Source organism: Streptomyces herbicida, assembly GCF_032656585.1.
Taxonomy (GTDB): Bacteria; Actinomycetota; Actinomycetes; order Streptomycetales; family Streptomycetaceae; genus Streptomyces; species Streptomyces herbicida.
Window position 1 is genome coordinate 94412 of sequence record NZ_JAUYWJ010000016.1, and the last position, 26025, is coordinate 120436.

Below are 26025 nucleotides of genomic sequence, written 5' to 3' on the forward strand. Positions count from 1 at the left end.
CGGGTTTGACCTTCCCCTTCGGTGAGGCCCCAGCATCGGTGGCGGAACGACGAGCGGACATACGGGGGTGGCGGCGCATGGAGCTGCTGACGATCGGGGCCTTCTCGAAGGCGTGCCGGCTGTCGCCGAAGGCGCTCAGGCTGTACGACGAGCTGGAGCTGCTGCGGCCCGCGCGGGTCGACCCGGACACCGGGTACCGCTACTACGCGGTGGAGCAGCTGGAGCGGGCGCGGCTGGTGGCGTGGCTGCGGCGGCTGGGGATGCCGCTGGCCTCGATCCGGCAGGTGTGCGCGCTGCCGCCCGCGGCGGCCGTCCGGGAGATCCGTGCCTACTGGGCGCGGGTCGAGCGGGAGACGGCCGTGCGCGGCGACCTGGCCGCGTTCCTCGTCGACCATCTGACCGCAGAGCCGAGGAAGGACACCGCGATGCTGGAACTGCGCTATTCCGCCCACTCCGACACCGGGCGCGTACGGCCCGCCAACCAGGACACCGCCTACGCGGGCACACGGCTGCTCGCCGTGGCCGACGGGTGCGGTCCCGCCGGGGCGCTCGCCAGCAGCGCCGCCGTGGAGGCGCTGAAGTTCCTGGAGAGCGAGGAGCTCCCGGCGGGCAGTGTGCTCAACCTGCTGGAGGACGCCGTGCAGGGCGCGAGCCAGGCCGTCCAGGACGTGGCCGGCGGCAGCGAGGACATCGGCACCACGCTGACCGCGCTGCTGTGGACGGGCTCCCGGCTGGCCCTCGTCCACATCGGCGACTCCCGCGCGTACCTGCTGCGCGACGGTGACCTGTTCCTGATCACCCACGACCACACGGTCGTCCAGTCGATGATCGACGAGGGGCGGCTCACCCCGGAGGAGGCCGCCGTCCATCCGCAGCGTGCCCTGCTCCTCAAGGCGCTCTCGGGCGGCACCCCCGCCACCCCGGACCTGAAACTGCACGACGCCCTGCCCGGCGACCGGTACCTGCTGTGCTCCGACGGCCTGTCCGGCGTCGTACCGGACGACCGGATCGCCCGGCTCCTGTCCGCCGCCCCGGCCCCGGACACCGCGGTACGCACACTGATCGCCGAGGCGAACGCGGCCGGTGGCCCGGACAACGTGAGCTGTGTGGTGGCGGACGTGGTGGAGGCGGCGGTCTGACACGGGCGGACGCCGCGTCCTGCAACGCAGGCGCAGGTGTCCAAGGGGCGCGGGGCTGTGACATCAGCGGCTCCGCCGCGATGGGGGCCACACACAACCGCTGGGCCCCGTCGAACCCACGCCCCTACGGCGGCACCGCTTCGGTTCCGCGACAGCGCGTCGGCGTGGAGCGGGCAGGGGAGGCGCCCGGGACGCCCCCGCCGCTGAAGCATCCGGCGCTGTACTCGCGGAGCGACTCGCGTTGGACATGAGCACGGTCGTGGTGACGCGGCGCCTGGTGTAGGAAGGGTGCTGTCGTCCCCTACAGCGTCCCGACAAGGCAAGGAGTGCTCCGCGTGTCCTCCCTCTTTCCGGCCCTGGTGGGCGGTTCCGGCGAGCGAGTCGCCCTGCGGTTCGGCGATCGGTCGCTCACGTACGCACAGCTGGGTGCCGCCGCGGGGGCCGTGGCCGCCCGGATTCATGGCGCGGGCCGGGTGGCCGTATGGGCGACCCCGGAGCTGGAGACGGCCGTCGGCGTGGTGGGCGCGCTGGTCGCCGGGGTGGCCGCGGTGCCGCTCAACCCGAAGTCGGGGGAGAAGGAACTCGCGCACATCCTCTCCGACAGCGCGCCGTCCCTGGTGCTGGCCGCGCCGGGTGCCGAACTCCCGGCGGCGTCGGCCGACTTGGAGCGTGTCGACGTCGACGCGTACGGCACCGGGACCGTCCCCGAGGACCGTACGTCCGAGGGCGACCCCGCGCTGATCGTCTACACCTCAGGCACCACCGGCCCGCCCAAGGGCGCCGTCATCCCCCGCCGGGCGGTCGCCACGACCCTGGACGCGCTCGCCGACGCCTGGCAGTGGACCCGCGACGACGTCCTCGTGCACGGGCTGCCGCTGTTCCATGTGCATGGGCTGGTGCTCGGCGTTCTCGGCCCGCTCCGGCGCGGCGGGTCCGTGCGGCACCTCGGCCGCTTCGGCACCGAGGGCGTGAGCCGGGAGCTGAACGACGGCGCCACCATGGTCTTCGGGGTGCCGACGATGTACCACCGCATCGCCGAGGCCCTGCCCGGCGACCCGGAGCTGGCCAAGGCGCTCGGCAGGGCCCGGCTGCTCGTCTCCGGCTCGGCCGCGCTGCCCGTGCACGACCACGAGCGGATCACGGCGGCGACCGGCCGGCGGGTGATCGAGCGGTACGGCATGACCGAGACGCTCATGAACACCAGCGTGCGGGCCGACGGCGAGCCGCGCGCGGGCACGGTCGGGGTGCCGCTGCCGGGCGTGGAGCTGCGGCTGGTGGAGGAGGACGGGACGCCGGTCGCGGCGTGCGACGGGGAGACCGTCGGCGAGATCCAGGTGCGCGGCAAGAACCTGTTCACCGAGTACCTCAACCGGCCCGACGCCACCGCCGCCGCCTTCACCGAGGACGGCTGGTTCCGGACCGGGGACATGGCGGTGCGCGAGCCGGACGGGTACGTACGCATCGTCGGACGCAAGGCCACCGACCTGATCAAGAGCGGCGGTTACAAGATCGGGGCCGGTGAGATCGAGAACGCGCTCCTGGAGCATCCGGGGGTGCGGGAGGCGGCCGTCACCGGGGAACCGGACGCGGATCTGGGCGAGCGGATCGTGGCCTGGATCGTCCCGGCGGACCCCCAGTCCCCGCCGTCGGACCAGGAGTTGGCCGACCATGTGGCCCGCCGGCTGGCTCCGCACAAGCGCCCGCGTGTCGTCCGGCACCTGGACGTCCTCCCCCGCAACGACATGGGGAAGATCATGAAGCGGGAGCTGCGCGGTGCCTGAGCGGCTGTCGGCGCGCGACATCCTCGCGCTGGTCTGCGACGTCTCCACCTTCACCGAACTCCCTCACCAGGAAGGGAAGTCCGCACCCGACGGGCCGATCTCCTGGGAGGGCTACGACGCCTCGCGCGCCCGCGCCGCCCGGCGCACCGGCGAGGAGGAGTCCGTCGTCTGCGGCACCGCACGCGTCGAGGGTACGCCCGCCGTGCTGATCGCCTTCGAGTTCGGCTTCCTCGGCGGCTCCCTGGGCCGGCGCACCGGCGACCGTCTGGAGAGGGCGTACACCCACGCCCGCGCACACCGCCTCCCGGTCGTCCCGCTGATCGCCACCGGCGGCAGCCGGATGCAGGAGGGCATGCTCGCGCTGACCCAACTCCAGCGTGTCGCCCGCCAGTCGGCGCTCACCCGGGAGGCGGGTCTGCCCCAGATCGCCGTGCTGCGTGACCCGACGACGGGCGGCGGCTGGGCCACCCTGGGCGCCGGTGCCGACATCACCCTCGCCCTCCCCGGCGCCCAGGTCGGCTTCGCGGGTTCCCGGGTCCGCCCGCCGGACGCCGACCCCGCCGCCTACACGGCGGAGGCGCAGGTGGCGGCGGGTTCGGCGGACGCGGTGGTACGGCCGGAGGAGCTGCGGGAGACGCTGGGGCTGTGGCTGCGGCTGCTGACCACACCGGCGGCCGAGGCCCCGCCGCCGTCCGCCCTGGGCTCCACGACCCTCCCGGCCACCGGCTGGGAGGCCGTCCTCCGCGCCCGCTCCCCCGAACGTCCGCGGGCGCAGGCCTACTTGGACGCCTGCTTCACCCGCCGTGCCGCGCTCGTCGGAGACCGCTGCGGGGGCGCCGACCCGGACGGGATGCTGTGCGGCTTCGGCGAGCGGGACGGACGTACCATCGCCTACGCCGCCCAGACCGGGACCAATACCCGCCCCGCCGGATACCGCACCGCCGCCCGGCTGATCCGGCTGGCGGACCGGCTCGGGATACCGGTGCTGACCCTGGTGGACACACCGGGCGCGGCGAACGACGCCGAGGCGGAGCGGGAGGGGGCCGGCGCGGCGATCGCGGACGTGTTCGAGGCCGTGGCCGCAGCCCGTACCGCGGTCACCACCCTCGTCATCGGCGAAGGCGGCTCGGGCGGCGCACTGGCCCTGGCGGCGCCCGGCAACACCTGGGCCACGCCGGACAGCTACTTCTCGGTCATCGCCCCGGAACTGGCTGCCGCCATCCTCAAGCGCCCGCCGGAGGAGACGGAGGCGACGGCGGACCAGCTCCGCATCCGGCCGCAGGACCTGGTGGAGCTGGGGCTGATCCGCGGCATCGTGGACCCCCGGCCCTGAGCTGTCCCGGCCCTGAGCCACCCCGACCTTGGACTACCCCACTCCCACCGCCCGGATGATCTCCTGCGTCACCCTGCCGGGCAAGGACGTTGGGTGGCACAGGCGGAAAGGTGCCCGGGCGGGTTCCCGCCGGTGCGGGCGGGCGCGACCGGCGGCACGGGGGACATCGCCGGTCGCCTTCGGGGACAATGGAGCCGGTAGTGGATCAAGAACGCGGGGGAGCGTGCGGCGCCATGGCCAAGCTGGTGGAGTTCAAGACCGAGGACGGCGCGGTCGTGGTCGTGGAGACCGCGGACCCCGCGACCGGGACCCGCCTCGTCTCACGCGGCGAAGGACCCGGCAACGGGGCGGCGGACCGGACCGCGCGCACCTTCGAGGGAGCCCTGGACTCGGTCCGCTCGGCGGCGCAGTCCGCGCTGCGGGTCTTCCGGGAGGGCGCGCTGCGGCCCGACTCCGTGGAGCTGGAGTTCGGGGTGAAGCTGAGCGCGGAGGCCGGGGCGGTGATCGCCAAGGGGGCGGCCGAGGGACAACTGGTCGTCCGGCTCAGCTGGTCGTCGGGACAGGAGGCATCGGCCCCGTCAAGCACGCCACGCCAGGAGCCGCCCCGGACGCCGGCCGTGCCGCCTGCGGCGGGTCCCACCACCGGGTCGTGAGCGGCGCGCCGCCCGTGCCCCTTCTCGGGGCGGGCGGCATGCTACCGGCGCTCCCGCTCGGGGTGGGCGGCGCGCGACCCGTGCCCCCGCCCGGCCCGTCCGAACCCCCCATTCAGCGGCGCCCCGCCCGGCCCCCTCCAGAAGGCGCGCCTCTCCCCCGCCCGCGCAGGATGCAGGAAGAGGCCCGCCACCCGGCGGCACCCCCACGGCCTGCGCACCCGGGAGGATCTGCCGTGACCGTCAGTCTGGAGCAGTTGCGCCGCTGCCACTTCGCCGTCGACCTGGGGGCGGCCCGTACCCGGGTGTATGTGAAGGGCGCCGGTCTGGTCGTCGACCAGCCCTCCGTCGCTGCCGTGAACACCCGGACCGGCGCGCTCATCGCGGTGGGCGAGTTCGCGGAGAGGATGACGGGGCGGACGCCGAGTTACATCCGCGTGGTGCGGCCGGTCTCCGGTGGCACGGTCGTCGACATCGAGATGGCTCAGCGCATGCTGCGCCATCTGCTCGGGGACAAGGTCCGCCGCGCCCTGCGCCGCAAGGCCCGCCTCCGGGCCGCGGCCTGCACTCCGCACGACGCCGATCCGCTGGCCCAGCGGGCGACCATCGAGACCCTGGTGGGCCTCGGCGCCCGGCGCGTCGAGCTCGTCGACACCCTCATCGCCGCCGCCGTGGGCTGCGGGCTCCCGGTGGAACAGCCCCAGGGCATGATGATCGTCGTGTGCGGGGCCGCCGCCACCCAGGTCGCCGTCCTCTCGCTCGGCTCGATCGTCACCGCCGAGCGGATCAACGTGGGCGGGGAGGCCGTCGACCACGCGATCGTGCAGCTCCTGCGGCACGAGCACGAACTGATGCTGCCGAGCCAGTCGGTACGGCCGTTGCAGCTCGCCCTGTCCGGCAACGGTCTCAACGCGCAGGGACCGGCGACCACGGAGATCCACGGGCGGGACGTGGCCACCGGCCTCGCCCGGACCGTGCACGTCGACACCGCGGCCGTACGGGACGCCATCCAGACGCCGTTGACGGCCGTGCTGGACGGCATCGGCAAGGTGCTGCGGGTCTGCCCGCCCGATCTGGTGGCCGACCTCGCCGACGTCGGGATGATGATGGTCGGCGGATCCGCCCTGCTCCCCGGGTTCGACGAGATGCTCAGAGGGGCCACCGGCATGCCGGTGCACATCGCCGATCGGCCCGACGTATGTGCCGTACAGGGCATCGGCGCCATGCTGGAGGGCAGGATCGAGCCGATGCTGCTGGATCCGCTGGCGGCCTGAGCCCGCGGTGACTCGCGTCGGTACGGCGACTTTCGTCAGTACGGCAGGATCCGCCCCGAGGGCGTCCTTCGGTCGATCTCCTGCCCGCGGGGTGCGGCGGGCCGACGGCTGACACGAACACGGATCCGGCGGTCCATGACGCCTCCTCAGGCCTCGTACTGTCCGGTCTTCCTGGCGCTGGTCGGTACCACTCATTCAGTACGAGGTCAGTGCCCCGCACCTGATACGCCCAAGCCTCGCCCGCGACCCGGTGTGGCACATCGTGCCCACGGAGAGACCTCCCATGCCTCGCCGGCAGGAGACGAAGGGGTCCGCCTACTCCCTGGGGAGGAGACGGACCCCTGAACCGCGTCAGCTCAGACCGAGGCTGGAGAGCGCGGTGGTCCAGTCGGTGACGATGGCGTCCTGGGCGTCTTCGAGGCCGACCTGACCGGCGCAGACGGCCTTCTTGAGCTTGTTCTCGACGGTGTCCTTGTTCGCGGCGGTCCTGGTGCCGTACTCGGGCTCCGGCCAGAGGTTGAGCGCGCTCTTGGGGGCACCGCCGAGTTCGAGCGGGACGAAGTGGTCCTCCTCGTAGTCGGAGGTGCTGGTGTCGGAGTAGCCGTACTCGACGATCTGCTTCTTCTTCAGCGCGGTGGTGTAGGAGCTGGACGGCCGTACGGTCGCGGTCCAGCCGGAGACACAGATCGTGGAGTCGATGGTGTCCTGCGTGACGTCGGGGTTGAACGCGCCGGGCTGGCAGTCGGGGTCGGGCAGGGGGAGGTAGTCCTGGCTGCAGCCGGCGGCGTGGGCGGTGCCGGTGGTGACGGTGAGGCCCGCGGCGGCGAGGGCGAGGGCGGACAGGGTGGTGACGAGGGGGCGCGGTATTCGGGACATGTGGGGGTCTCCCGGTGCGGTGCCCGGCACGATTTCCGGGCGGTCGTGCGCATGACAGCACCGGGTCGTCTATGCGGGTAGACCCCTTTGCCGGACCCGGGGAGGCTTGATTGAACATTTGACCGCACCATGACAGTCATGGGTGAAGTCATGGGCCGGACTTGGTTGTTGGGCCGGACCGGTCCCGCCACGCTGCGGGGAGCGCCGTCGGAACCAACTCACCGCGGACCGGCCCCGGTTACTTCTCCGGGGCCACGATCACGGCACGGATGGCGGGCCCCTTCTCGGGACCGTCCCCGCGGGCGCAGGTGTTCGGTCTCCTTGGAGGTGGAGGCAGACCAGGCGAACGATACGGTGGGAGAACTACGCGAAGCGCCCGTACGTCCGGTGGTGCCGGGGGACGGGCGCTTGCGTAGCGGGCTCAGTTCTGGAGCTTCATGCCCTCGGGTGAGGTGAGGCCCTTTTCCGGGTGGGCACGGAACGTCGCCGTCCAAGTGGTGGGCGGGCAGGACGTGCCGTTGGGGTGCCGCTCCGTCAGTCTGGCCCGGGTGCTGTCCTCCACGACTGTGCCGCCGCTCTTCACGGAGGTCACGGTGAGCCGCACCGGCACGGTGGACGCGCCGACGTCGTCGGGGAGGTGGACCGACAGCGAGGCGAACGGGTCGTCGGGACGGCCCGATGTCCGCTCCTTGCAGGTGCCGTCCACGCATAGCCGGATCCTCGCCACGTCCCGGCCGCCGAAGTCGGCGGGCCGCCACACGGCGGAGACCTGCGAGTCCGCGTCGGCCTCGGTGCACGGCGTGTCCTGGGCGAGGAGCGAGCATCCGGTCAGGGCCGCCGCGAGCAGCGGTGCGAGAAGGGCACGGCGCATGTCAGTACCTCGCTACTGCGCCGGGGAAGGCGCCGTTGGCCGACCCGATGCCGCTGCCGCCGCCACCATGCTGCCGTCGGGCTGCTCGACCCGGATCGGGCCGGTGTACGCCTCGACGGTGGTCGTGCCGTCGGCGTTGGCCCACGTGGTGGTCGACGCGGTGCGCTCTGAGACGATCTCGGTCAGGGCCGCCGCGAGCAGCGGTGCGAGAAGGGCACGGCGCATGTCAGTACCTCGCTACTGCGCCGGGGAAGGCGCCGTTGGCCGACCCGATGCCGCTGCCGCCGCCACCATGCTGCCGTCGGGCTGCTCGACCCGGATCGGGCCGGTGTACGCCTCGACGGTGGTCGTGCCGTCGGCGTTGGCCCACGTGGTGGTCGACGCGGTGCGCTCTGAGGCGATCTCGGTCCGGGCACCGGTCGTCCGCTGCACCGCTGGGGCTTCGGCGGCCGCGTCGTCGGCGAACGCGGGCTCGCTGAGCAGGGGCAGCGGGGCGCATACGAGCGCGGCCGGCAGGGTCGCCGCCAGGGCTCGTTGCTTCCGGCGGGATCTTCGTCGGCCCGGGGCCGGGACGGCCGGCGCGCAGTGGTGCACAGGGAATCCTTTGAGTCATCCTGGCTCAAGATCTGCTGATCTTAAGGCCTGCACATGTCGCGTCCACAGGAGGAAGAGGTCGCTCCGGTTCTGACGGTCCATCCGATCGTTCTCGAATGGCCCAGGAGTCAACCCATGGCTCGCATCAAGGAGTTCGGCCCTGCCGCCGGGTCGCCGTCATGTGGCCCCGGAGCCGCGCTCGGCTCGGTGCGATTGGCCTTGTCAGGGTCCCGGTGAGTGGCCCAGCCGCAGTCGGCTCCATCGAAGCGGTAGCAGGAGCGCGAGAAGTGGGGCAAGGCCTACGTCGAGAGCGACCGGTTCTGGACCCACGAGAAACAGCGGGCCACTCCACCCCGACTGGATCAGTCGGCGGTTCAACCGGCTCGTCGAACCGTCCGGGCTTCCGCCGATCCGCCTGCACGACACCCGCCACCTGTCGGCGACGCCGGCGCTGCTCGGTAAGGCAGGACATCAAGGTCGTCCAGGGGGCGGCTGGGGCACAGTTCCCGCCAGATCACCCCGGACACGTTCACGAGCGTCCTGCCGCAGCTCGTGACGGCCGAGGCGGAGTCCACGAGGCCGTCGTGCCCCGCCCGAAGAAGGCCGGTCCCCGAGAAGCCGACGCGACCCGACGTGCAGCATGAGGCGCCCGGGACGGGTGGGGATGCTGAGGACGATGGTCCGGACGAGGGACTTCTTCCCGCCGCGTAACCGGCGTCCCAACATTGCCCCAACATGCGTGATTGCATGATCCGGGCAGGCCGCCAAGATCACTCGGCCATTGCCCCGTCCAACTAGGTCGCTGGTCAAGACGTTTCTGCGCGGGTAGCTCCTGGTGGGGCGGGTGGGACTCGAACCCACGGCCGACGGATTATGAGTCCGCTGCTCTAACCGGCTGAGCTACCGCCCCATAGCGGCGTGTCGCGTACATGTGTGCGCGCCGTCTGCCGCAGCATAGCCGCTCATACGATCTCCTGCTTCGCATGGTCGGCTTCACATGACCTTGAGGACTCCGCCCCGGGCCGGGTGGTTCCCTCGGACATGAAAAAGGACCCCGGCGGGGTCCTCGTTCAGCATGCTCCCCCGACTGGACTCGAACCAGTAACCTGCCGGTTAACAGCCGGCTGCTCTGCCAATTGAGCTACGGAGGACCGAGCTCCCCCGACTGGACTCGAACCAGTAACCTGCCGGTTAACAGCCGGCTGCTCTGCCAATTGAGCTACGGAGGAATGCCTCGTTGCATCGAACGTACCTACCTGGGTATTCGCCAGGGGGCGCGCGCTCGCTGCGACACATACATTAGCGCAAGCAGGGGGGTGCTCCGCCAATCGGTTCCTCCCGGCGCCGACGCCGCACCGGAGACCTACGCAAGGGAAGGGTGGCCGCCATGCGCTACCGGCTCACGTTCATCGCCGGACTCGCCCTGGGTTACATCCTCGGCACGAGGGCCGGGCGCGAGCGCTACGAGCAGCTGAAGAAGTCCGCACGGCAGGTCGCGCAGAACCCGGCGGTCCGCAACACCGCGGAGTCGGCCGCCCAGCAGGGGCGCGTCCTGGCGGGCCGGGCGGCCCACGCGGTGGGCGAGAAGGTCAGCGATCACGTGCCCGACGCGATGGCCCAGCGGATGCGCGCCATGCGGGCCCACCACCCGAACGGCGCAGGCGCGGACGACTGGGGCACGAGCAACACATAGCGGGACCTCTCGGCACCGGGCACGCCCACTTCCCCGGGGCCGCGGGGAACTGCGCGACCAGCCACAGCGGACCCGCAGCCACGAGAGGACGGAAACCCCTACGGCGCCCATGGCGATACCCAGCGGCGCGGTACGGCAGAATTTTCCCATGGGGATAGTCGCCGGGTTGGACAGCTCGCCCGATTTCACTCGCATCGTCGTCTGCGACACGGACACAGGAGCCGTGCTGCGGCAGGGCTATGCGCCGCACCCGGTGGATAACCCCGAGGGCGGCCGGCCCTCCGACATCGATCCGCAGGCCTGGCTGCTCTCGCTCGGCGAGGCCGCCGGCGGCGGGCTCCTCGAGGGCGTGCAGGCCATCGGCGTCTCCGCCCAGCAGAACGCACTCGTACCACTGGACGCACAGGGCAACACCGTGCGCCCCGCCATGGTCGGCGGCGACAAGCGGGCGCAGGTCGCGGCGGCCGACCTGGTCGACGCGCTCGGCGGCCGCGAGGCGTGGGCGCAGGCGGTGGGCTCGGTGCCGCAGGCGGCGCAGCCGGTGACCAAGCTGCGCTGGCTCGCCAAGAGCGAACCCGAGAACGCCCGGCGGACGGCGATCCTGCTCCAGGCGCACGACTGGCTCGTCTGGCAGCTGCTCGGGCGGCCGGTGAGACGGACCACCGACCGCGGCGGGGCCTCGGGGACCGGGTACTGGTCGGCGGCCATCGGTGGCTACCGGCCCGAACTGGTCGAGCTGGCGCTCGGTCACCAGGCCATGCTCCCGGAGGTGATCGGCCCCTCCGACGCGGCCGGCACGACGCCCGAGGGGCTGCTGATCTCCGCGGGGACCGGCGAGACGATGGCCGCCGCGTTCGGGCTCGGCCTCGGGCTCGGCGACGCGGTGGTGTCGCTCGGCGCCTCCGGGTCCGTGATGGCAGTGCACCCCGAGGCCCTCGCCGACCAGACCGGCATGATCACCTCGCTGGCCGACGCCACCGGCATGCACCTGCCGGTCGTGACCACCCTGAACGCCGTGCGGACCCTGCGCGGCACCGCCGAACTCCTCGGGGTGCCCGACCTGGAGAGCCTGTCCGACCTGGCGATGAAGTCCACGCCCGGGTCCCACGGGCTGGTGCTGCTCCCCTATCTGGAGGGCGAGCGGACCCCGAACCTGCCGCACACGGCGGGCACCCTGGCGGGCCTCAGACGCGAGTCCATGAAGCCCGAGCACCTGGCGCGGGCCGCCTTCGAGGGCATGCTCTGCGGGCTCGCGGACGCGCTCGACGTGCTGCGCGGGCGGGGCGTCGACGTACGGCGGGTCTTCCTGCTGGGGCAGGCCGCCGAGCTGTCGGCGGTGCAGTCCGCCGCGCCCTCGCTCTTCGGTGCGCAGGTCGTCGTACCGCAGCCCGCCGACTACGCGGCGATCGGCGCCGCCCGTCAGGCGGCCTGGGCCCTCGGTGTCTCCCAGGGCACGCTCGACCCGCGCACCCCGCCGGCCTGGCAGGGCGCGGCGGCGCAGGTCCTGGACCCCGGCGACCAGCTGGCGGTGGGACAGGCGGTGCGGCAGCAGTTCGTGTCGGTGCGCGAGCAGACCCATCCCGGGGCGTTTCGGCCGTAAGGTCCGCAAAGGAGTCGCAAGAGGCCCGCTGGAGACCTGCTGTCGGGATATTCGGTTGAGGTAACGCGGGTGGAGTGTCCGACGATAGGGGCCACGGGCAACCGCCTCGCCCCCCACCGCCGACTCCGAGAGACGTAGCGTGCTCATACGACTTCTGCGGACCTACCTCAGGCCCTACAAGAAACCCATCGCCATCCTGGTGCTGCTGCAGTTCCTGCAGACCTGCGCCACCCTCTACCTGCCCACCCTGAACGCGGACATCATCGACCACGGTGTCGTGAAGGGTGATACCGGTTACATTCTGTCCTTCGGTGTCCTGATGATCGGCATCTCGCTGGCGCAGGTCGTGTGCAACATCGGCGCCGTGTACTACGGCGCCAGGACCGCGTCGGCGCTCGGCCGGGACGTCCGGGCCGCCGTCTTCGACCGGGTGCAGTCCTTCTCCGCGCGGGAGGTCGGTCACTTCGGCGCCCCCTCCCTCATCACCCGTACGACCAATGACGTCCAGCAGGTCCAGATGCTGGCCCTGATGACGTTCACGCTGATGGTGTCGGCGCCCATCATGTGCGTGGGCGGCATCGTCCTGGCCCTCGGCCTGGACGTGCCGCTGTCCGGAGTCCTGGTGGCGGTCGTACCGGTGCTGGGCATCTCCGTGACGCTGATCGTGCGCCGGCTGCGCCCGTTGTTCCGGTCCATGCAGGTACGCCTGGACACGGTGAACCGGGTGCTGCGCGAGCAGATCACCGGCAACCGGGTGATCCGCGCCTTCGTCCGCGACGAGTACGAGCAGGGCCGCTTCGGGAAGGCGAACGGCGATCTCACCGAGATGCAGTTGGCGACCGGCCGGATGCTCGCGCTGATGTTCCCGATCGTGATGACGGTGGTGAACCTGTCGTCGATCGCGGTCGTGTGGTTCGGCGCGCACCGCATCGACAGCGGCGGAATGGCGATCGGTGATCTGACCGCCTTCCTCGCCTATCTGATGCAGATCGTCATGTCCGTGATGATGGCCACCTTCATGTTCATGATGGTGCCGCGCGCGGAGGTGTGCGCCGAGCGCATCCAGGAGGTCCTGGAGACCGAGTCCAGCGTGGTGCCGCCCGTCGCCCCGGTCACCGAGCTGCGACGGCACGGCCATCTGGAGATCCGCGGTGCCGGGTTCCGCTACCCGGGCGCCGAGGAGCCGGTGCTGAAGTCCGTCGACCTGGTGGCCCGGCCGGGTGAGACGACCGCTGTGATCGGCTCCACCGGCAGTGGCAAGTCGACCCTGCTCGGACTGGTCCCGCGGCTGTTCGACGCCACCGACGGCGAGGTGCTCGTCGACGGCGTCGACGTGTCGGGCCTCGACCCGGTGCTGCTCGCGAAGACCGTCGGGCTCGTCCCCCAGAAGCCGTACCTGTTCGCGGGCACGGTGGCCACCAATCTGCGGTACGGCAATCCGGACGCCACCGACGAGGAGCTCTGGCATGCGCTGGAGGTCGCTCAGGCCAAGGACTTCGTGCAGAAGCTGGAGGGCGGTCTGAACGCCCCCATCGCGCAGGGCGGCACCAATGTCTCCGGCGGTCAGCGCCAGCGCCTGGCCATCGCCCGCACCCTCGTGCAGCGCCCGGAGATCTATCTGTTCGACGACTCCTTCTCCGCGCTCGACTACGCCACCGACGCGGCCCTGCGCACCGCGCTCGCCCGGGAGACCGCCGAGGCGACCGTGGTGATCGTGGCCCAGCGCGTGGCGACCATCCGGGACGCCGACCGGATCGTGGTCCTGGACGAGGGGCTGGTCGTCGGCACCGGCCGGCACCACGAGCTCATGGCCGACAACGAGACGTACCGGGAGATCGTGCTCTCCCAGCTGACGGAAGCGGAGGCCGCCTGATGGCAGGGCCCATGGGACGCATGATGGCCGGGGGCGGCCCCGACCAGCGCTCGATGGACTTCAAGGGGTCGGGCAAACGGCTCATCGCCCGGTTCAAGCCCGAACGGCTGACCATCTACGCGCTGCTGCTGTGCGTCGTCGTCAGCGTGACCCTGAGCGTGATCGGGCCGAAGATCCTCGGCAGGGCCACCGACCTTGTCTTCGCGGGCATCATCGGCCGGCAGATGCCGGCCGGGGCCACCAAGGAGCAGGTTCTCGACTCCATGCGCGCGCGGGGCCAGGGCTCCATCGCGGACATGCTGCAGAGCACCGACTTCACCCCCGGCAAGGGCATCGACTTCGACGCCGTCGGGAACGTGCTGCTGTTCGCGCTGGGCACCTTCCTCGTCGCCGGTCTGCTGATGGCGGTGGCGACACGGCTGGTCAACCGGGCCGTGAACCGCACGATGTACCGGATGCGCGAGGACGTGCAGACGAAGCTGTCGCGGCTGCCGCTGTCGTACTTCGACAAGCGCCAGCGCGGCGAGGTGCTCTCCCGCGCCACCAACGACATCGACAACATCGGCCAGACGCTGCAGCAGTCGATGGGCCAGCTCATCAACTCGGTGCTCACCATCATCGGTGTGCTGGTGATGATGTTCTGGGTGTCGTGGCTGCTGGCCCTGGTCGCCCTGGTCACCGTACCGCTGTCGTTCGTCGTGGCGACCCGGGTCGGCAAGCGCTCGCAGCCGCACTTCGTGCAGCAGTGGCGCTCCACCGGCAAGCTCAACGCGCACATCGAGGAGATGTACACCGGGCACACCCTGGTGAAGGTGTTCGGCCGGCAGCAGGAGTCGGCGAAGCAGTTCGCCGAGCAGAACGACGCGCTGTACGAGGCCGGGTTCAAGGCGCAGTTCAACAGCGGTGTGATGCAGCCGCTGATGATGTTCGTGTCGAACCTGAACTATGTGCTCGTCGCCGTGGTGGGCGGGCTGCGGGTGGCGTCCGGCGCGCTGTCGATCGGTGATGTGCAGGCCTTCATCCAGTACTCGCGGCAGTTCTCGATGCCGCTGACCCAGGTCGCCTCGATGGCCAACCTGGTGCAGTCGGGCGTCGCTTCGGCCGAGCGGATCTTCGAACTCCTGGACGCGGAGGAGCAGGAGGCGGACCCGGTGCCGGGCGAGCGGCCGACGGAACTGGCCGGGCGCGTGGCGCTGGAGCACGTGTCGTTCCGGTACGAGCCCGAGAAGCCGCTGATCGAGGACCTGTCGCTGAAGGTGGAGCCGGGCCACACGGTCGCGATCGTCGGCCCGACGGGCGCGGGCAAGACCACGCTGGTCAATCTGCTGATGCGGTTCTACGACGTGTCCGGCGGGCGGATCACCCTCGACGGCGTCGACATCCGCAAGATGGCCCGGGACGAACTCCGGGCCGGGATCGGCATGGTGCTGCAGGACACCTGGCTGTTCGGCGGCACGATCGCGGAGAACATCGCGTACGGCGCCTCCCGCGAGGTCACCCGGGGCGAGATCGAGGAGGCGGCGCGGGCGGCCCACGCCGACCGTTTCGTCCGTACCCTCCCCGACGGCTACGACACCGTGATCGACGACGAGGGCACGGGCGTCAGCGCCGGTGAGAAGCAGCTCATCACCATCGCGCGGGCGTTCCTGTCCGACCCGGTGATCCTGGTGCTCGACGAGGCGACCAGCTCCGTCGACACCCGTACCGAGGTGCTGATCCAGAAGGCGATGGCCAAGCTGGCGCACGGGCGGACGTCGTTCGTCATCGCGCACCGGCTGTCGACCATCCGGGACGCCGACACGATCCTGGTGATGGAGAACGGCTCGATCGTCGAACAGGGCGCGCACACGGAGCTGCTGGCCGCGGACGGTGCCTATGCGCGGCTGTACAAGGCGCAGTTCGCGCAGGCGGTCGCCGAGGTGGACTGAGCGGGTTCGTACCGCCGAAGGGCCGCTCGCCGTGGGGTGAGCGGCCCCTTTCAGTCCAGGTAGCCCCGCAGCTGGTCGGCGAACGCGTGGTCCCTCAGCTTGTTGAGGGTCTTCGACTCGATCTGCCGGATCCGCTCCCGGGTAACGCCGAAGATGCGCCCGATCTCCTCGAGGGTGCGGGGGCGGCCGTCGGCGAGTCCGTAGCGCAGCTGTACGACCTTGCGCTCCCGCTCCCCCAGGGTCGACAGCACGGCCTCCAGATGCTCCCTGAGCAGCAGGAAGGCGGCCGACTCCACGGGGCTGGTGGCGTCGCCGTCCTCGATGAGGTCCCCGAGGGCGACGTCGTCCTCCTCGCCCACGGGCGCGTGCAGCGAGACGGGCTCCTGGGCGAGCCGCAGCACCTCGCTGACCCGCTCGGGCGGCAGGTCGAGGTGGGCGGCGACCTCGTCCGGAGTGGGCTCGTAGCCGCGCTCCTGCAGCATCCGGCGCTGCACCCGCACGACCCGGTTGATGAGCTCCACGACGTGCACGGGCACACGGATGGTGCGGGCCTGGTCGGCCAGGGCGCGGGACATGGCCTGCCGGATCCACCAGGTGGCGTAGGTGGAGAACTTGTAGCCGCGGGCGTAGTCGAACTTCTCGACGGCCCGGATGAGCCCGAGGTTCCCCTCCTGGACCAGGTCCAGCATGGTCAGCCCGCGCCCCACGTACCGCTTGGCGACGGAGACCACGAGCCGGAGGTTGGCCTCGATGAGCCGGCGCTTGGCCATCCGCCCCATGACGACCAGCTTGTCCAGGTCGAGGGCGAGCCGCTCGTCCAGGTCGGGGGTGTGGCCGAGCTTCTCCTCGGCGAACAGCCCGGCCTCGACCCGGCGGGCGAGCTCGACCTCCTCGGCCGCGGTGAGCAGCGGGATACGGCCGATCTCGCGCAGGTACTGGCGGAACAGGTCCGAGGAGGGGCTGCCGGTCTCGGGACGGGCGGCGGGCGGTTCGGCGGGCTCGGGGGCCTCTGCGGCCAGCGCCTCGGCGGGTGGCTCCGCCGGTTCGGACGGGCCCTCCGGCTCCGTCTCGGGGTGCAGCGCGACACGGCTCTGCGGGGGCACGGCCGCGTAGACGTCGGTCTCCGCGTCCGGCTCCTCGGTCGTGCCGACGCCGGTCTGTGTGAGGGTCTGGGTCTGCACGGGGGCGACCTCCAGGATGATCGCTGCCAAGGAGTACGGCAGCGGTACTTCGGGGACGGAGTCGACGGCCTCGCCGCTGTCCGTCCCGTACTCGATGAGCGGAACCGCGGGGGTGTGGGACCCGTGGGGGACGGATCGGCCGCGCTCCGAGGACTCAGGCACCGGAACCCAGTGTGGGGTAAGACACATCGCCGCCACGAGGGGCGTGCGGTGACTTTTTGCGTCCGAGTCGTGACCGCGTGGTAACCCTGGCGTATGCGAACCACTCAGAGAGCGGCTGCACCCTGCTCTCGAAGCGCCTGGCCGTACTGCTGCAACACCCACAACTCGTTCTGGACGGCGGCCAGATGGGCCGGGTCGGCGTTGCTGCCGAGACGGGTGAGGGTGATCTGGATGTCGTGGATGCGGCGGTCCACCGCTCGGCGGCGGACCCAGACGAGCTGTTCGCCCGCGTAGGCCTCGTCGACCGTGCGGCGCATGATCGCCTCGACCGCCAGCTCCGTGACCATGGCGCGGACCGTGTCGTCGGGGGCCGCCTCACGGACCCGGACCAGATACTCCTGCGAGTCCTGTACGCCGTACTCGGCGCCGCCCGCGTCCAGGACGGCCTGGCGTACGGCGGCGTAGGGCGGGGCGGTGAACTCGTCCACGCCGTACGCGTCGAACGCCGGAGAGACCAACTCCGGGCGCTGGAGGGCCAGTTTGAGGAGCTCGCGTTCGGTGGCGTACACCGGGTTGCGGAGGTTCAGGGCCGGGCCGGAGCCGGAGGGGCGGGCGGAGGCCGCCGCCTCGTACTGCTGGGGGGCACGGGAGGCCGGGGCCGGGCCCCTGCCGCCGCCCCGTTCGCGGGCCCAACGGGCCAGCTGGGCGACCCGCTTGACCACGAACTGGGTGTCCAGGATGCCGAGCATCCCGGCCAGCTCCACCGCGACCTCGTGCTGCGCGCCGCTGTTCTTGATGCGGGCGACGATCGGGGCCGCCTCGTCCAGGGCGGCCGCCCGGGCCGCGGGGGTGTCCAGGTCGTAGCGGCTCACGATCTGGCGGAGGGCGAACTCGAAGAGCGGGGTGCGGGGTTCGACCAGGTCGGCGACCGCCTCGTCGCCCTTGGCCAGGCGCAGCTCGCAGGGGTCCATGCCGTCGGGCGCGATCGCGATGTACGTCTCGGCGGCGAACTTCTGGTCGTCCTCGAAGGCGCGCAGGGCGGCCTTCTGGCCGGCCGCGTCGCCGTCGAAGGTGAAGATCACCCGGGCGCTGCCGTTGTCCATCAGCAGCCGGCGGAGGATCTTGATGTGGTCGCCGCCGAACGCCGTACCGCAGGTGGCGATCGCGGTCGTCACTCCGGCGAGGTGGCACGCCATGACGTCCGTGTAGCCCTCGACCACGACCGCGCGGCTGGCCTTCGCGATGTCCTTCTTCGCGAGGTCGATGCCGTACAGGACCTGGGACTTCTTGTAGATCGCGGTCTCGGGCGTGTTGAGGTACTTGGGGCCGTTGTCCGCCTCGTAGAGCTTGCGGGCGCCGAAGCCCACCACCTCGCCGCCGATGTCGCGGATCGGCCACATCAGCCGGCCGCGGAATCGGTCGATGGGGCCGCGGCGGCCCTCCTGGGACAGGCCGGAGAGGAGCAGCTCCTTGTCGGTGAAGCCCTTGCCGCGCAGATAGCGGGTGAGGTGGTCCCAGCCCTGGGGGCTGTAGCCGACGCCGAAGTGGACGGCGGCGGCCTGGTCGAAGCCGCGCTCGGCGAGGAAGACCCGGCCGGTCTCGGCCTCGGGGCTGGTGGCGAGCTGCTCGGCGTACCACTGCGCGGCGATCTTGTGCGCCTCGACCAGGCGGATACGCTCGCCTCGCTGGTGGGCCGGGTTGTACCCGCCCTCCTCGTAGCGCAGGGTGATGCCGGCCTGGGCGGCGAGACGCTCGACCGCCTCGGAGAAGGAGAGGTGGTCGACCTTCATCACGAACGTGATGGTGTCGCCGCCCTCCTGGCAGCCGAAGCAGTGGAAGAGTCCCTTGCTCGGGCTGACCTGGAAGGACGGCGACTTCTCGTCGTGGAAGGGGCAGAGGCCCTTGAGGTTGCCGCCGCCCGCGTTGCGCAGCTGGAGGTACTCGGACACCACGGCGTCGATCGGGACCGCGTCCCGTACCGCCTTCACGTCCTCGTCGTTGATCCGTCCTGCCACGCGTGAATTCTACGGGGGTGGTGTGACAGTGATGGTTCCCGGAGAGGTCAGGAACCGAGACTGTCGAGGGGTACGTGCGGGTCCGCGAGGGCCTCGGTGTTCACCCGGGGCCTGGAACGGATGAGATTCTGGATCGGCTCTGTGACATCCCACACGTTCACGTTCATTCCGGCCAGTACTCTCCCCTCCTTCACCCAGAACGCGATGAACTCCCGCTTGCCCGCGTCACCGCGGATCACCACTTCGTCGTACGCCCCCGGCGGCGCCCAACCGCTGTACTCCATCCCCAGGTCGTACTGGTCGGTGAAGAAGTAGGGCACGCGGTCGTAGACGACGTCCTTGCCGAGCATCGCGCGGGCCGCCGCCGGGCCGCCGTTCAGGGCGTTCGCCCAGTGCTCCACCCGGAGACGGGTGTCGAAGAGCGCGTGCGGGAAGGAGGCGACGTCGCCCGCCGCGTAGATGTCGGGGTCGGAGGTGCGCAACCGCCCGTCTACCGCGACGCCGCCGCCCTGCGCACGGTCGGCGATCTCCAGTCCCGCCGCCTCGGCGAGGCCGATGCGGGGGGCCGCGCCGATGGCCGCGAGGACGGCGTGCGCCGGATGCTCCTCGCCGTCGTCGGTGCGGACCGCGAGGACCATGCCGTCCTCGCCGACGATCTCGGTGAGCCGGACGCCGAAGCGGAAGCGGACGCCGTGCTCGCGGTGCAGCTCGGCGAAGACGTTGCCCAGCTCGGGGCCGAGGACACTGTGCAGCGGGGTCGGCGACGGCTGGATGACGGTGACCTCGGCGCCGTACTCACGGGCCGCCGCAGCCACCTCCAGACCGATCCAGCCGGCGCCCGCGATCACGAGGTGGCCGTTGTCCCGGCCGAGGGAGGTGAGCACGCCCTTGAGCCGTTCGGCGTGGGCGAGGCGGCGCAGGTGGTGGACGCCCACGAGGCCGGTGCCCGGGATGTCGAGGCGGCGGGGCTCGGCGCCCGTGGTGAGGAGCAGCTTGTCGTAGTGGACGAGCGTGCCGTCGTCGCCGAAGCGCACGGTCTTCGCGGTGCGGTCGATCGCGTCGACGGTCTGGCCGAGGTGCAGCTCGATGTCGTTCTGCGCGTACCAGGCGGGTTCGTGCACGAAGACGCTGTCGCGCTCCTCCTTGCCGAGCAGATAGCCCTTGGACAGGGGCGGGCGTTCATACGGGTGGTCGCGTTCGTCGCTGATCAGTATCACCCGGCCGGTGAAGCCCTCAGCACGCAGCGTCTCGGCCGCCTTCGCGCCGGCCAGACCTCCTCCGACGATGACGAATGTCTGATCCGCGTCGACCACTTGATGCCTCCTCGTAAGGGTGCCGCCACATGCGAGCGTCCCGCACGCAGCGTGATGCGGGAAGAGGGAGTGACCCGATCAGGCCACGGAGGGTCACTTCTTTGTCACACGTACCTCGTCAGTCTCACGTGTCGGTCACACGCGTCCCGTCAGGCGCGCGTGAAGCGAGCGGGCGGAGGCGTCGGTGAGGGAGGCGATCTGGTCGACGATCACGCGTTTGCGGGCGTGATCGTCGGGTGCCCCGTCGAACAGGGCGCGAAACTGCGGATCCAGTCCGTCCGGGGCACGGGCGGTCAGCGCCTCGGCGAGTTCGGCGACGACGACCCGCTGGTCGGCGCGGAGCAGCTCCTGTTCGGCGCGCTGCATGACGTACCGGTCGGCGACCGCCTTGAGGACCGCGCACTCCATGCGGGTCGGTCTCGGTACGACGAGCTCGGCGCCGTAGCGGGTGAGGCCGCCGCTGCCGTACGCGGCGCGCGTGGCACCCTCGGCGGCCAGGCAGAAGCGGCCGATGAGCTGGCTGGTGGCGTCCTTGAGGCGGGCCTGGGCGACCGCCGTGCCGTCGTACCCGTGCGGCCACCACTCCTGGTCCTGGAGCCGGTCGAGGGCCTCGGCGAGTTCGGCCGGGTCGGTGTCCGCCGGGACGTACCGGCCGACGGCCACCGCGAAGACCGCCTGCCGCTCGGGCTCGGCGTGCAGGCAGTTCGGGTCGATGTGGCCGGCGTGCAGGCCGTCCTCGACGTCGTGCACCGAGTACGCCACGTCGTCGGCCCAGTCCATCACCTGGGCCTCGAAGCACGTGCGCGTGCCGGGGGCCTCCTTGCGGACCCAGTCGAAGACGGGCCGGTCGTCCTCGTACGCCCCGAACTTGCCGGACTTGGGGTCGGTGGGGTGGGCGCCGCGCGGCCAGGGGTACTTGGTGGCGGCGTCCAGCGCGGCGCGGGTGAGGTTGAGGCCGACGGAGCCCTGCGCGGTGAAGCGCTTGGGCTCGATGCGGGTGAGGAGCCTGAGGGACTGGGCGTTGCCCTCGAAACCGCCGCAGTCCTCGGCGAACTCGTTGAGAGCCTGTTCGCCGTTGTGACCGAAGGGCGGGTGACCGAGGTCGTGGGAGAGGCAGGCGGCCTCGACGAGGTCGGGGTCACAGCCGAGGGCCGCGCCCAGCTCGCGGCCGACCTGGGCGCACTCCAGGGAGTGGGTCAGCCGTGTCCGGGGACTGGCGTCCCACACCTGGATGGGCGTCCCCCCTGTTCGAGCGGGGCCGAGAACTTGGGGGAGCGTTCCCGGGGTGACGACCTGTGTCTTGCCCGCGAGGCGGCGCAGGGCCGCGGAGTGCAGTACGCGTGCGCGGTCCCGCTGGAAGGCGGTGCGGCCTGGGCGTTTGTCCGGCTCGGGCGCCCAGCGTTCGGCTGACGCCGGGTCGTAGCCGGGAAGCGGTTCGGGTTCGGTGCCTTCCATGGTTCGACAGTAAGCGTCGGCAGTGACAATTGGGGGTTGTTGGGCGCCCGCTCGTCCGCCGAGTTGGGATGTGCGGCGGGTGCGGGTGCCTGGTGGCCTGCCGCGCCCACGCGGCGGAGCCCGCACATCGACGCAGCCCCGCGCCCCTCAGGCGGCTGTCGTTGCCGGTGTCGACAATGCCTGGTCGTAGCGGTGCAGTACCAGGCGGGTCATCGCCTCGTGGGCGCCCAGGGGTGCCGAGGCCATCCAGGGGGCTGCCTCGGCGCACTGTGTCGCGAAGCGGCCCGGGGCCGTGAAGCAGGAGGCCACGGCTATGCGGTGGCGGCCTCGGGACGTCAGGGAGCGTACGGCGGCTTCGACGGTCGGCGTCGCGGCGGAGGCGTAGGCGGGGACCACGGGCACGCCCAGACGCTCGGCGAGGAGGCGGGCGGTGCGGCGGGTGTCGGCCGCGGAGTCGGGGTCGCGGGAACCGGCCGCGGCGAGGACGACGGCGCCGTTGCGGCGGACGGGGTCGTCGGCGCCGGTGCGCCAGCCGGCCTCGACGAGGCGGGCGTACAGGGTCTCCACGAGGAGTGGGTGCGGGCCGAGCGGGGCGGCCACGCGCGTGCGTGCCGCGGCGGCGGCCGCCATCTCGGGGATGTCCCGCTTGACGTGGTAGCCGCGGCTGAGCAGGAGCGGCACGAGCACGGCGGGCGTGTCGCCGAGGGCGGCGAGGGTGTCGGGGAGCAGGGGCTCGTTGAGCTCGATGTGCCCGAGGTGCACCGGCACGCCGGGGCGCTGCTCGCGTACCCGCTCCATGAGCAGGCGGACGGTGTGCAGCGCGCGCGGGTCGCGGCTGCCGTGCGCCACGAGCACGAGGGCGGGCGGGCCGGGGCGGCGCCTGCCGTCGAGCGAGAGGAGGCTGAGCTGGCCGGCCAGCTGACTGCCGATGCTGCTCATGATGTGTGCCGTGCTCTCGAGGTGGATGCGGGACTCGTCGCGAGGAGGGTTCGACGCCGTCATGAAAGGATCCTGGCGGCCGGAGATTGCACCCCCGTTGCGCCGCGGTGACAGGTATTTTCCATGGGTTCACGGCACTGGCCCCGGCGGTGTGAGGCGAACCGGATCACTCCGGGCTGCGTCCTCCATGGTCGAAGGCGACCGGGGAGCTGGGGGGACCGCATGAAGATCCGTCGACCACGCCTGCCGCGCACCCGTGCCGGGCGGCGGCGGCTGGTGCAGGGGGTCATGGCCGGGTGCGTGCTCGCGCTGCTGCCGGCGACCTGGCTGTATGTGTCCACGGCAGACCGGCTGCGCACCACGGCGGACGCGCCCCGCGCCGAGGTCGCCGTCGTGTTCGGGGCGGGCCTGTGGGGGGAGGGCAAGCCGTCGCCGTACCTCGCGCACCGGCTGGACGCGGCGGCGAAGCTGTACCGCGCGGGCCGTATCGAGGTCGTGCTGGTCACCGGGGACAACAGTCGCAGGGACTACGACGAGCCCGACGCGATGCGGACGTACCTCACCGAGCACGGGGTGCCGGACGCCCGCATCGTCAGCGACTACGCCGGCTTCGACACCTGGGACTCCTGTGTCCGGGCGAAGAAGATCTTCGGCGTCGACCGGGCCGTGCTGATCAGCCAGGGCTTCCACATCCGCCGTGCGGTCGCCCTGTGCGAGGCGGCGGGGGTCGAGTCGTACGGCATCGGCGTCGAGGCCAAGCACGACGTCACCTGGTACTACGGCGGCACCCGCGAGATCTTCGCGGCGGGCAAGGCGGCCCTGGACGCGGTGTTCAAGCCGGATCCGCGGTTCCTGGGCCCGAAGGAACCGGGGGTGGAGCGGGCGCTGGCGAGCGGACGCTGAGCCGGGGCCGCGCTCGCCGCGCCTCACGGTGGCGGGGGCGGGGCGGGGAGGCCGGGTTCGCGCCCGTGTAACAAAGAGCCGTCATGGGACGTAACACGCCCGAAGCACGCTGAGGGGTATGGAGACCGCCTCGACGCCCACCCACTGCCCGTACTGCGCCCTGCAGTGCGGGATGAATCTGTCGCCCCTGCCACAGGGGGGCGTCGAGGTGACCGAGCGTGTGGACTTCCCGGTGAACCGGGGAGCGCTGTGCGGCAAGGGGCGTACGGCACCGGCCCTGCTCTCGTCCGGGGTGCGGCTGACCTCGCCGCTGGTGCGCTCCGGCGGCACTCTCGTACCCGCGAGCTGGGACGAGGCGCTCGACCGGATCACCGCGGCGCTGTCGTCGGCGCGGACCGTGTACGGTCCCGACGCGTGCGGGGTGTTCGGCGGGGGCGGACTCACGAACGAGAAGGCGTACTCGCTCGGCAAGTTCGCGCGGGTGGTCCTCGGCACCTCGCAGATCGACTACAACGGCCGCTTCTGCATGTCCTCGGCGGCGGCCGCCGGCACCAAGGCCTTCGGCCTGGACCGGGGGCTGCCCTTCCCGCTGGAGGACATCCCGCGGACCGGGTGCGTGATCCTGGTCGGCTCCAACCTCGCGGAGACGATGCCGCCGTCGCTGCGGTTCTTCAGCGAACTTCGGGAGAACGGCGGCACATTGATCGTCGTCGACCCGCGCCGCACGAAGACCGCCGAGCAGGCCGACCTGCACCTGGCACCGCGCCCGGGGACGGATCTCGCGCTGGCGTTGGGGCTGTTGCACCTGGTGGTGGCGGAGGGCCGGACGGACGAGGCGTTCATCCAGGAGCGCACGGCCGGCTGGGAGGAGGCGCGGGCCGCGGCGATGGCGCACTGGCCTGAGTATGTGGAGCGGATCACGGGGGTGTCCGTTCCACAACTCCGGGAGGCCATACGGCTGTTCTGTGAGCCGGAAACCGCGATGGTGCTCACGGCGCGGGGGCCCGAGCAGCAGTCCAAGGGCACCGACACGGTCGGGGCGTGGATCAACCTGTGCCTGGCGACCGGCCGGGCGGGCCGTCCGCTCTCCGGGTACGGCTGTCTGACCGGGCAGGGCAACGGGCAGGGCGGGCGTGAACACGGCCAGAAGGCCGACCAGTTGCCCGGCTACCGCAAGCTGACCGACCCGGCCGCGCGGCGGCATGTCGCCGCGGTGTGGGGCGTGGACCCGGACAGCCTGCCGGGGCCGGGACGCAGTGCGTACGAGCTGCTGGACGCGCTGGGCACGGACATCCGCGCGCTGCTGCTGATGGGGTCCAACCCGGTGGTGTCGGCGCCGCGCGCGGCGCACGTGGAGGAACGGCTGCGGTCGCTGGACTTCCTGGCGGTGGCGGACGTGGTGCTCTCGGAGACGGCGGAGCTGGCCGACGTCGTCCTGCCGGTCACCCAGTGGGCGGAGGAGACGGGCACCACGACCAGCCTGGAGGGCCGTGTGCTGCTGCGCCGCCTGGCGATCACACCGCCCGCCGGGATCCGCAGCGACCTGGAGGTCCTGCACGGGCTCGCGGCCCGCCTGGGCGTGGAGAAGGGTTTCCCGACCGACCCCGAGGAGGTCTTCGACGAGCTGCGCCGGGCCAGTGCCGGGGGTCCCGCGGACTACTCGGGGATCACCTACGGGCGGCTGGCGGAGGAGAACGGGGTGTTCTGGCCGTGCCCCGCGGCAGCGGGCGAGCCGGACGACGGCGAGGACGCGGCGCTGGACCCGGCGGAGGCCGACCCGGTCGGGGACGCCGCGGGGCCGGACAGCGAACCCGCCGCTCACCCCGGCACCCCCCGCCTCTTCCTCGACCGCTTCGCCACCGAGGACGGACGGGCCCGGTTCGTCGCCGTATCGCACCGCGACTCGGCCGAGGAGCCGGACGCCGAGTACCCGCTGCTGCTCACGACCGGCAGGGTCGTGGCCCAGTACCAGTCGGGCGCCCAGACCCGCCGCGTGGACGAGCTGAACGCGGCCGCCCCCGGCCCGTTCGTGGAACTCCACCCGCGGCTGGCGGCCCGGCTCGGGGCGGCCGAGGGCGACCCGGTGGCCGTGGTCTCGCGAAGGGGCCGCGCGGTGGCCCCGGCCCGCGTCACCTCCGCCATCCGCCCCGACACGGTCTTCATGCCGTTCCACTGGCCCGGCGAGGGCCGCGCCAACACCCTCACCAACCCGGCCCTCGACCCGACCTCACGCATGCCGGAGTTCAAGACCTGCGCGGTACGGGTGGAGACAGTGAAGACCTGACCTCCACGCGAGCGGCCCCCGGCGCCCGGCCGCGGCCCACCCCGCGCCACGGGACCACCACCGCCCAGCCCAACGGCTCAGCGCACATCGCCCGGCCCGCATCCCACCGGCACCCACCCCGACACGACCTCGACGCCGCTCCAAAGGCCGGGCGAGAACCG

The 26025-nt window shown here is 71.9% G+C and carries 20 protein-coding genes and 3 tRNA genes; 11 read left to right on the plus strand and 12 right to left on the minus strand.

Going from position 1 to position 26025, the window contains the following annotated elements; translation table 11 throughout:
• The first annotated feature begins 77 nt into the window (after positions 1-77).
• The 5 genes from Q8A52_RS30930 to Q8A52_RS30950 all read left to right on the plus strand — a co-directional run bounded on the left by Q8A52_RS30930 (position 78) and on the right by Q8A52_RS30950 (position 6177).
• On the plus strand, positions 78-1139 hold the full coding sequence (locus tag Q8A52_RS30930) for a MerR family transcriptional regulator (protein WP_316757403.1): 1062 nt from the start codon (positions 78-80) through the stop codon (positions 1137-1139).
• A gap of 335 nt (positions 1140-1474) precedes the next feature.
• Positions 1475-2920, plus strand: a complete 1446-nt coding sequence (locus Q8A52_RS30935) for an acyl-CoA synthetase (RefSeq protein WP_316757405.1) — start codon at positions 1475-1477, stop codon at positions 2918-2920.
• Positions 2913-4253, plus strand: a complete 1341-nt coding sequence (locus tag Q8A52_RS30940) for a carboxyl transferase domain-containing protein (protein ID WP_316757406.1) — start codon at positions 2913-2915, stop codon at positions 4251-4253. The genes Q8A52_RS30935 and Q8A52_RS30940 overlap by 8 nt, the downstream gene beginning before the upstream one ends.
• A 233-nt stretch (positions 4254-4486) precedes the next feature.
• Positions 4487-4906, plus strand: coding sequence for a CU044_2847 family protein (locus tag Q8A52_RS30945; RefSeq protein ID WP_316757408.1), 420 nt, complete (start codon positions 4487-4489; stop codon positions 4904-4906).
• 233 nt (positions 4907-5139) lie between these two features.
• A complete protein-coding gene (locus Q8A52_RS30950; RefSeq protein ID WP_316757410.1) occupies positions 5140-6177 on the plus strand; it encodes a rod shape-determining protein in 1038 nt (345 codons plus the stop codon).
• Between the two features lie 351 nt (positions 6178-6528).
• Here Q8A52_RS30950 and Q8A52_RS30955 read toward each other — a convergent pair whose 3' ends face one another.
• From Q8A52_RS30955 to Q8A52_RS30985, 7 genes are all read right to left on the minus strand, one after another.
• On the minus strand, positions 6529-7053 hold the full coding sequence (locus Q8A52_RS30955; protein ID WP_316757412.1) for a hypothetical protein: 525 nt from the start codon (positions 7051-7053) through the stop codon (positions 6529-6531).
• A gap of 421 nt (positions 7054-7474) precedes the next feature.
• Positions 7475-7924: a hypothetical protein gene (locus Q8A52_RS30960; RefSeq protein ID WP_316757414.1), complete on the minus strand. Its 450-nt coding sequence runs from the start codon at positions 7922-7924 to the stop codon at positions 7475-7477.
• Between the two features lie 12 nt (positions 7925-7936).
• On the minus strand, positions 7937-8149 hold the full coding sequence (locus tag Q8A52_RS30965) for a hypothetical protein (protein WP_316757416.1): 213 nt from the start codon (positions 8147-8149) through the stop codon (positions 7937-7939).
• Positions 8150-8161: 12 nt separating this feature from the next.
• Entirely contained in the window at positions 8162-8518 is a 357-nt protein-coding gene (locus tag Q8A52_RS30970; protein WP_316757418.1) for a hypothetical protein, read from the minus strand.
• A gap of 833 nt (positions 8519-9351) precedes the next feature.
• Positions 9352-9428: transfer RNA gene (locus tag Q8A52_RS30975), tRNA-Ile, on the minus strand.
• Between the two features lie 168 nt (positions 9429-9596).
• Positions 9597-9669 (minus strand) — tRNA-Asn (locus Q8A52_RS30980).
• 5 nt (positions 9670-9674) lie between these two features.
• Positions 9675-9747: transfer RNA gene (locus tag Q8A52_RS30985), tRNA-Asn, on the minus strand.
• 158 nt (positions 9748-9905) lie between these two features.
• Here Q8A52_RS30985 and Q8A52_RS30990 point away from each other — a divergent pair.
• The 4 genes from Q8A52_RS30990 (at position 9906) to Q8A52_RS31005 (ending at position 15612) form a co-directional block, all read left to right on the plus strand.
• Positions 9906-10211 carry a YtxH domain-containing protein gene (locus tag Q8A52_RS30990; protein ID WP_316757420.1) on the plus strand — a complete coding sequence of 102 codons (306 nt, stop codon included), beginning with the start codon at positions 9906-9908 and terminating at the stop codon, positions 10209-10211.
• 148 nt (positions 10212-10359) lie between these two features.
• Positions 10360-11811 (plus strand): FGGY family carbohydrate kinase, encoded by a 1452-nt coding sequence (locus tag Q8A52_RS30995; RefSeq protein ID WP_316757422.1) that lies wholly within the window; start codon positions 10360-10362, stop codon positions 11809-11811.
• Between the two features lie 139 nt (positions 11812-11950).
• Positions 11951-13684: an ABC transporter ATP-binding protein gene (locus tag Q8A52_RS31000; protein WP_316757425.1), complete on the plus strand. Its 1734-nt coding sequence runs from the start codon at positions 11951-11953 to the stop codon at positions 13682-13684.
• Positions 13684-15612 (plus strand): ABC transporter ATP-binding protein, encoded by a 1929-nt coding sequence (locus Q8A52_RS31005; protein ID WP_316757427.1) that lies wholly within the window; start codon positions 13684-13686, stop codon positions 15610-15612. Before Q8A52_RS31000 ends, Q8A52_RS31005 begins: the two co-directional genes overlap by 1 nt.
• A 50-nt stretch (positions 15613-15662) precedes the next feature.
• Here the strand turns inward: Q8A52_RS31005 and Q8A52_RS31010 are convergent, their stop codons facing one another.
• From Q8A52_RS31010 to Q8A52_RS31030, 5 genes are all read right to left on the minus strand, one after another.
• Positions 15663-16955: an RNA polymerase sigma factor gene (locus tag Q8A52_RS31010; protein WP_316757429.1), complete on the minus strand. Its 1293-nt coding sequence runs from the start codon at positions 16953-16955 to the stop codon at positions 15663-15665.
• A gap of 104 nt (positions 16956-17059) precedes the next feature.
• Positions 17060-18970, minus strand: a complete 1911-nt coding sequence (dnaG, locus tag Q8A52_RS31015; protein WP_316757431.1) for a DNA primase — start codon at positions 18968-18970, stop codon at positions 17060-17062.
• A gap of 47 nt (positions 18971-19017) precedes the next feature.
• A complete protein-coding gene (locus tag Q8A52_RS31020; RefSeq protein ID WP_316757433.1) occupies positions 19018-20283 on the minus strand; it encodes an NAD(P)/FAD-dependent oxidoreductase in 1266 nt (421 codons plus the stop codon).
• A 135-nt stretch (positions 20284-20418) separates the two neighbouring features.
• Positions 20419-21738, minus strand: coding sequence for a deoxyguanosinetriphosphate triphosphohydrolase (locus Q8A52_RS31025; protein WP_316757434.1), 1320 nt, complete (start codon positions 21736-21738; stop codon positions 20419-20421).
• Between the two features lie 147 nt (positions 21739-21885).
• Complete coding sequence (locus Q8A52_RS31030; protein WP_316757436.1) at positions 21886-22740, minus strand: sirohydrochlorin chelatase; 855 nt, start codon at positions 22738-22740, stop codon at positions 21886-21888.
• 159 nt (positions 22741-22899) lie between these two features.
• Between Q8A52_RS31030 and Q8A52_RS31035 the strand changes: the two genes are divergently transcribed.
• Together Q8A52_RS31035 and Q8A52_RS31040 are read left to right on the plus strand one after the other, a co-directional pair.
• Positions 22900-23580, plus strand: coding sequence for a SanA/YdcF family protein (locus tag Q8A52_RS31035; RefSeq protein ID WP_316757438.1), 681 nt, complete (start codon positions 22900-22902; stop codon positions 23578-23580).
• 118 nt (positions 23581-23698) lie between these two features.
• Positions 23699-25864 carry a molybdopterin oxidoreductase family protein gene (locus tag Q8A52_RS31040; RefSeq protein WP_316757440.1) on the plus strand — a complete coding sequence of 722 codons (2166 nt, stop codon included), beginning with the start codon at positions 23699-23701 and terminating at the stop codon, positions 25862-25864.
• The last annotated feature ends 161 nt before the right edge of the window (positions 25865-26025 follow it).

Coding starts and splice junctions, on each gene's coding strand:
- Q8A52_RS30995 (WP_316757422.1), top strand. CDS start 10,360: ATGGGGATAGTCGCCGGGTTGGACAGCTCGCCCGATTTCACTCGCATC.
- Q8A52_RS30930 (WP_316757403.1), top strand. CDS start 78: ATGGAGCTGCTGACGATCGGGGCCTTCTCGAAGGCGTGCCGGCTGTCG.
- Q8A52_RS30990 (WP_316757420.1), top strand. CDS start 9,906: ATGCGCTACCGGCTCACGTTCATCGCCGGACTCGCCCTGGGTTACATC.
- Q8A52_RS31030 (WP_316757436.1), bottom strand. CDS start 22,740: ATGACGGCGTCGAACCCTCCTCGCGACGAGTCCCGCATCCACCTCGAG.
- Q8A52_RS31025 (WP_316757434.1), bottom strand. CDS start 21,738: ATGGAAGGCACCGAACCCGAACCGCTTCCCGGCTACGACCCGGCGTCA.
- Q8A52_RS30955 (WP_316757412.1), bottom strand. CDS start 7,053: ATGTCCCGAATACCGCGCCCCCTCGTCACCACCCTGTCCGCCCTCGCC.
- Q8A52_RS31005 (WP_316757427.1), top strand. CDS start 13,684: ATGGCAGGGCCCATGGGACGCATGATGGCCGGGGGCGGCCCCGACCAG.
- Q8A52_RS30960 (WP_316757414.1), bottom strand. CDS start 7,924: ATGCGCCGTGCCCTTCTCGCACCGCTGCTCGCGGCGGCCCTGACCGGA.
- Q8A52_RS31035 (WP_316757438.1), top strand. CDS start 22,900: ATGAAGATCCGTCGACCACGCCTGCCGCGCACCCGTGCCGGGCGGCGG.
- Q8A52_RS30945 (WP_316757408.1), top strand. CDS start 4,487: ATGGCCAAGCTGGTGGAGTTCAAGACCGAGGACGGCGCGGTCGTGGTC.
- Q8A52_RS30965 (WP_316757416.1), bottom strand. CDS start 8,149: ATGCGCCGTGCCCTTCTCGCACCGCTGCTCGCGGCGGCCCTGACCGAG.
- Q8A52_RS31040 (WP_316757440.1), top strand. CDS start 23,699: ATGGAGACCGCCTCGACGCCCACCCACTGCCCGTACTGCGCCCTGCAG.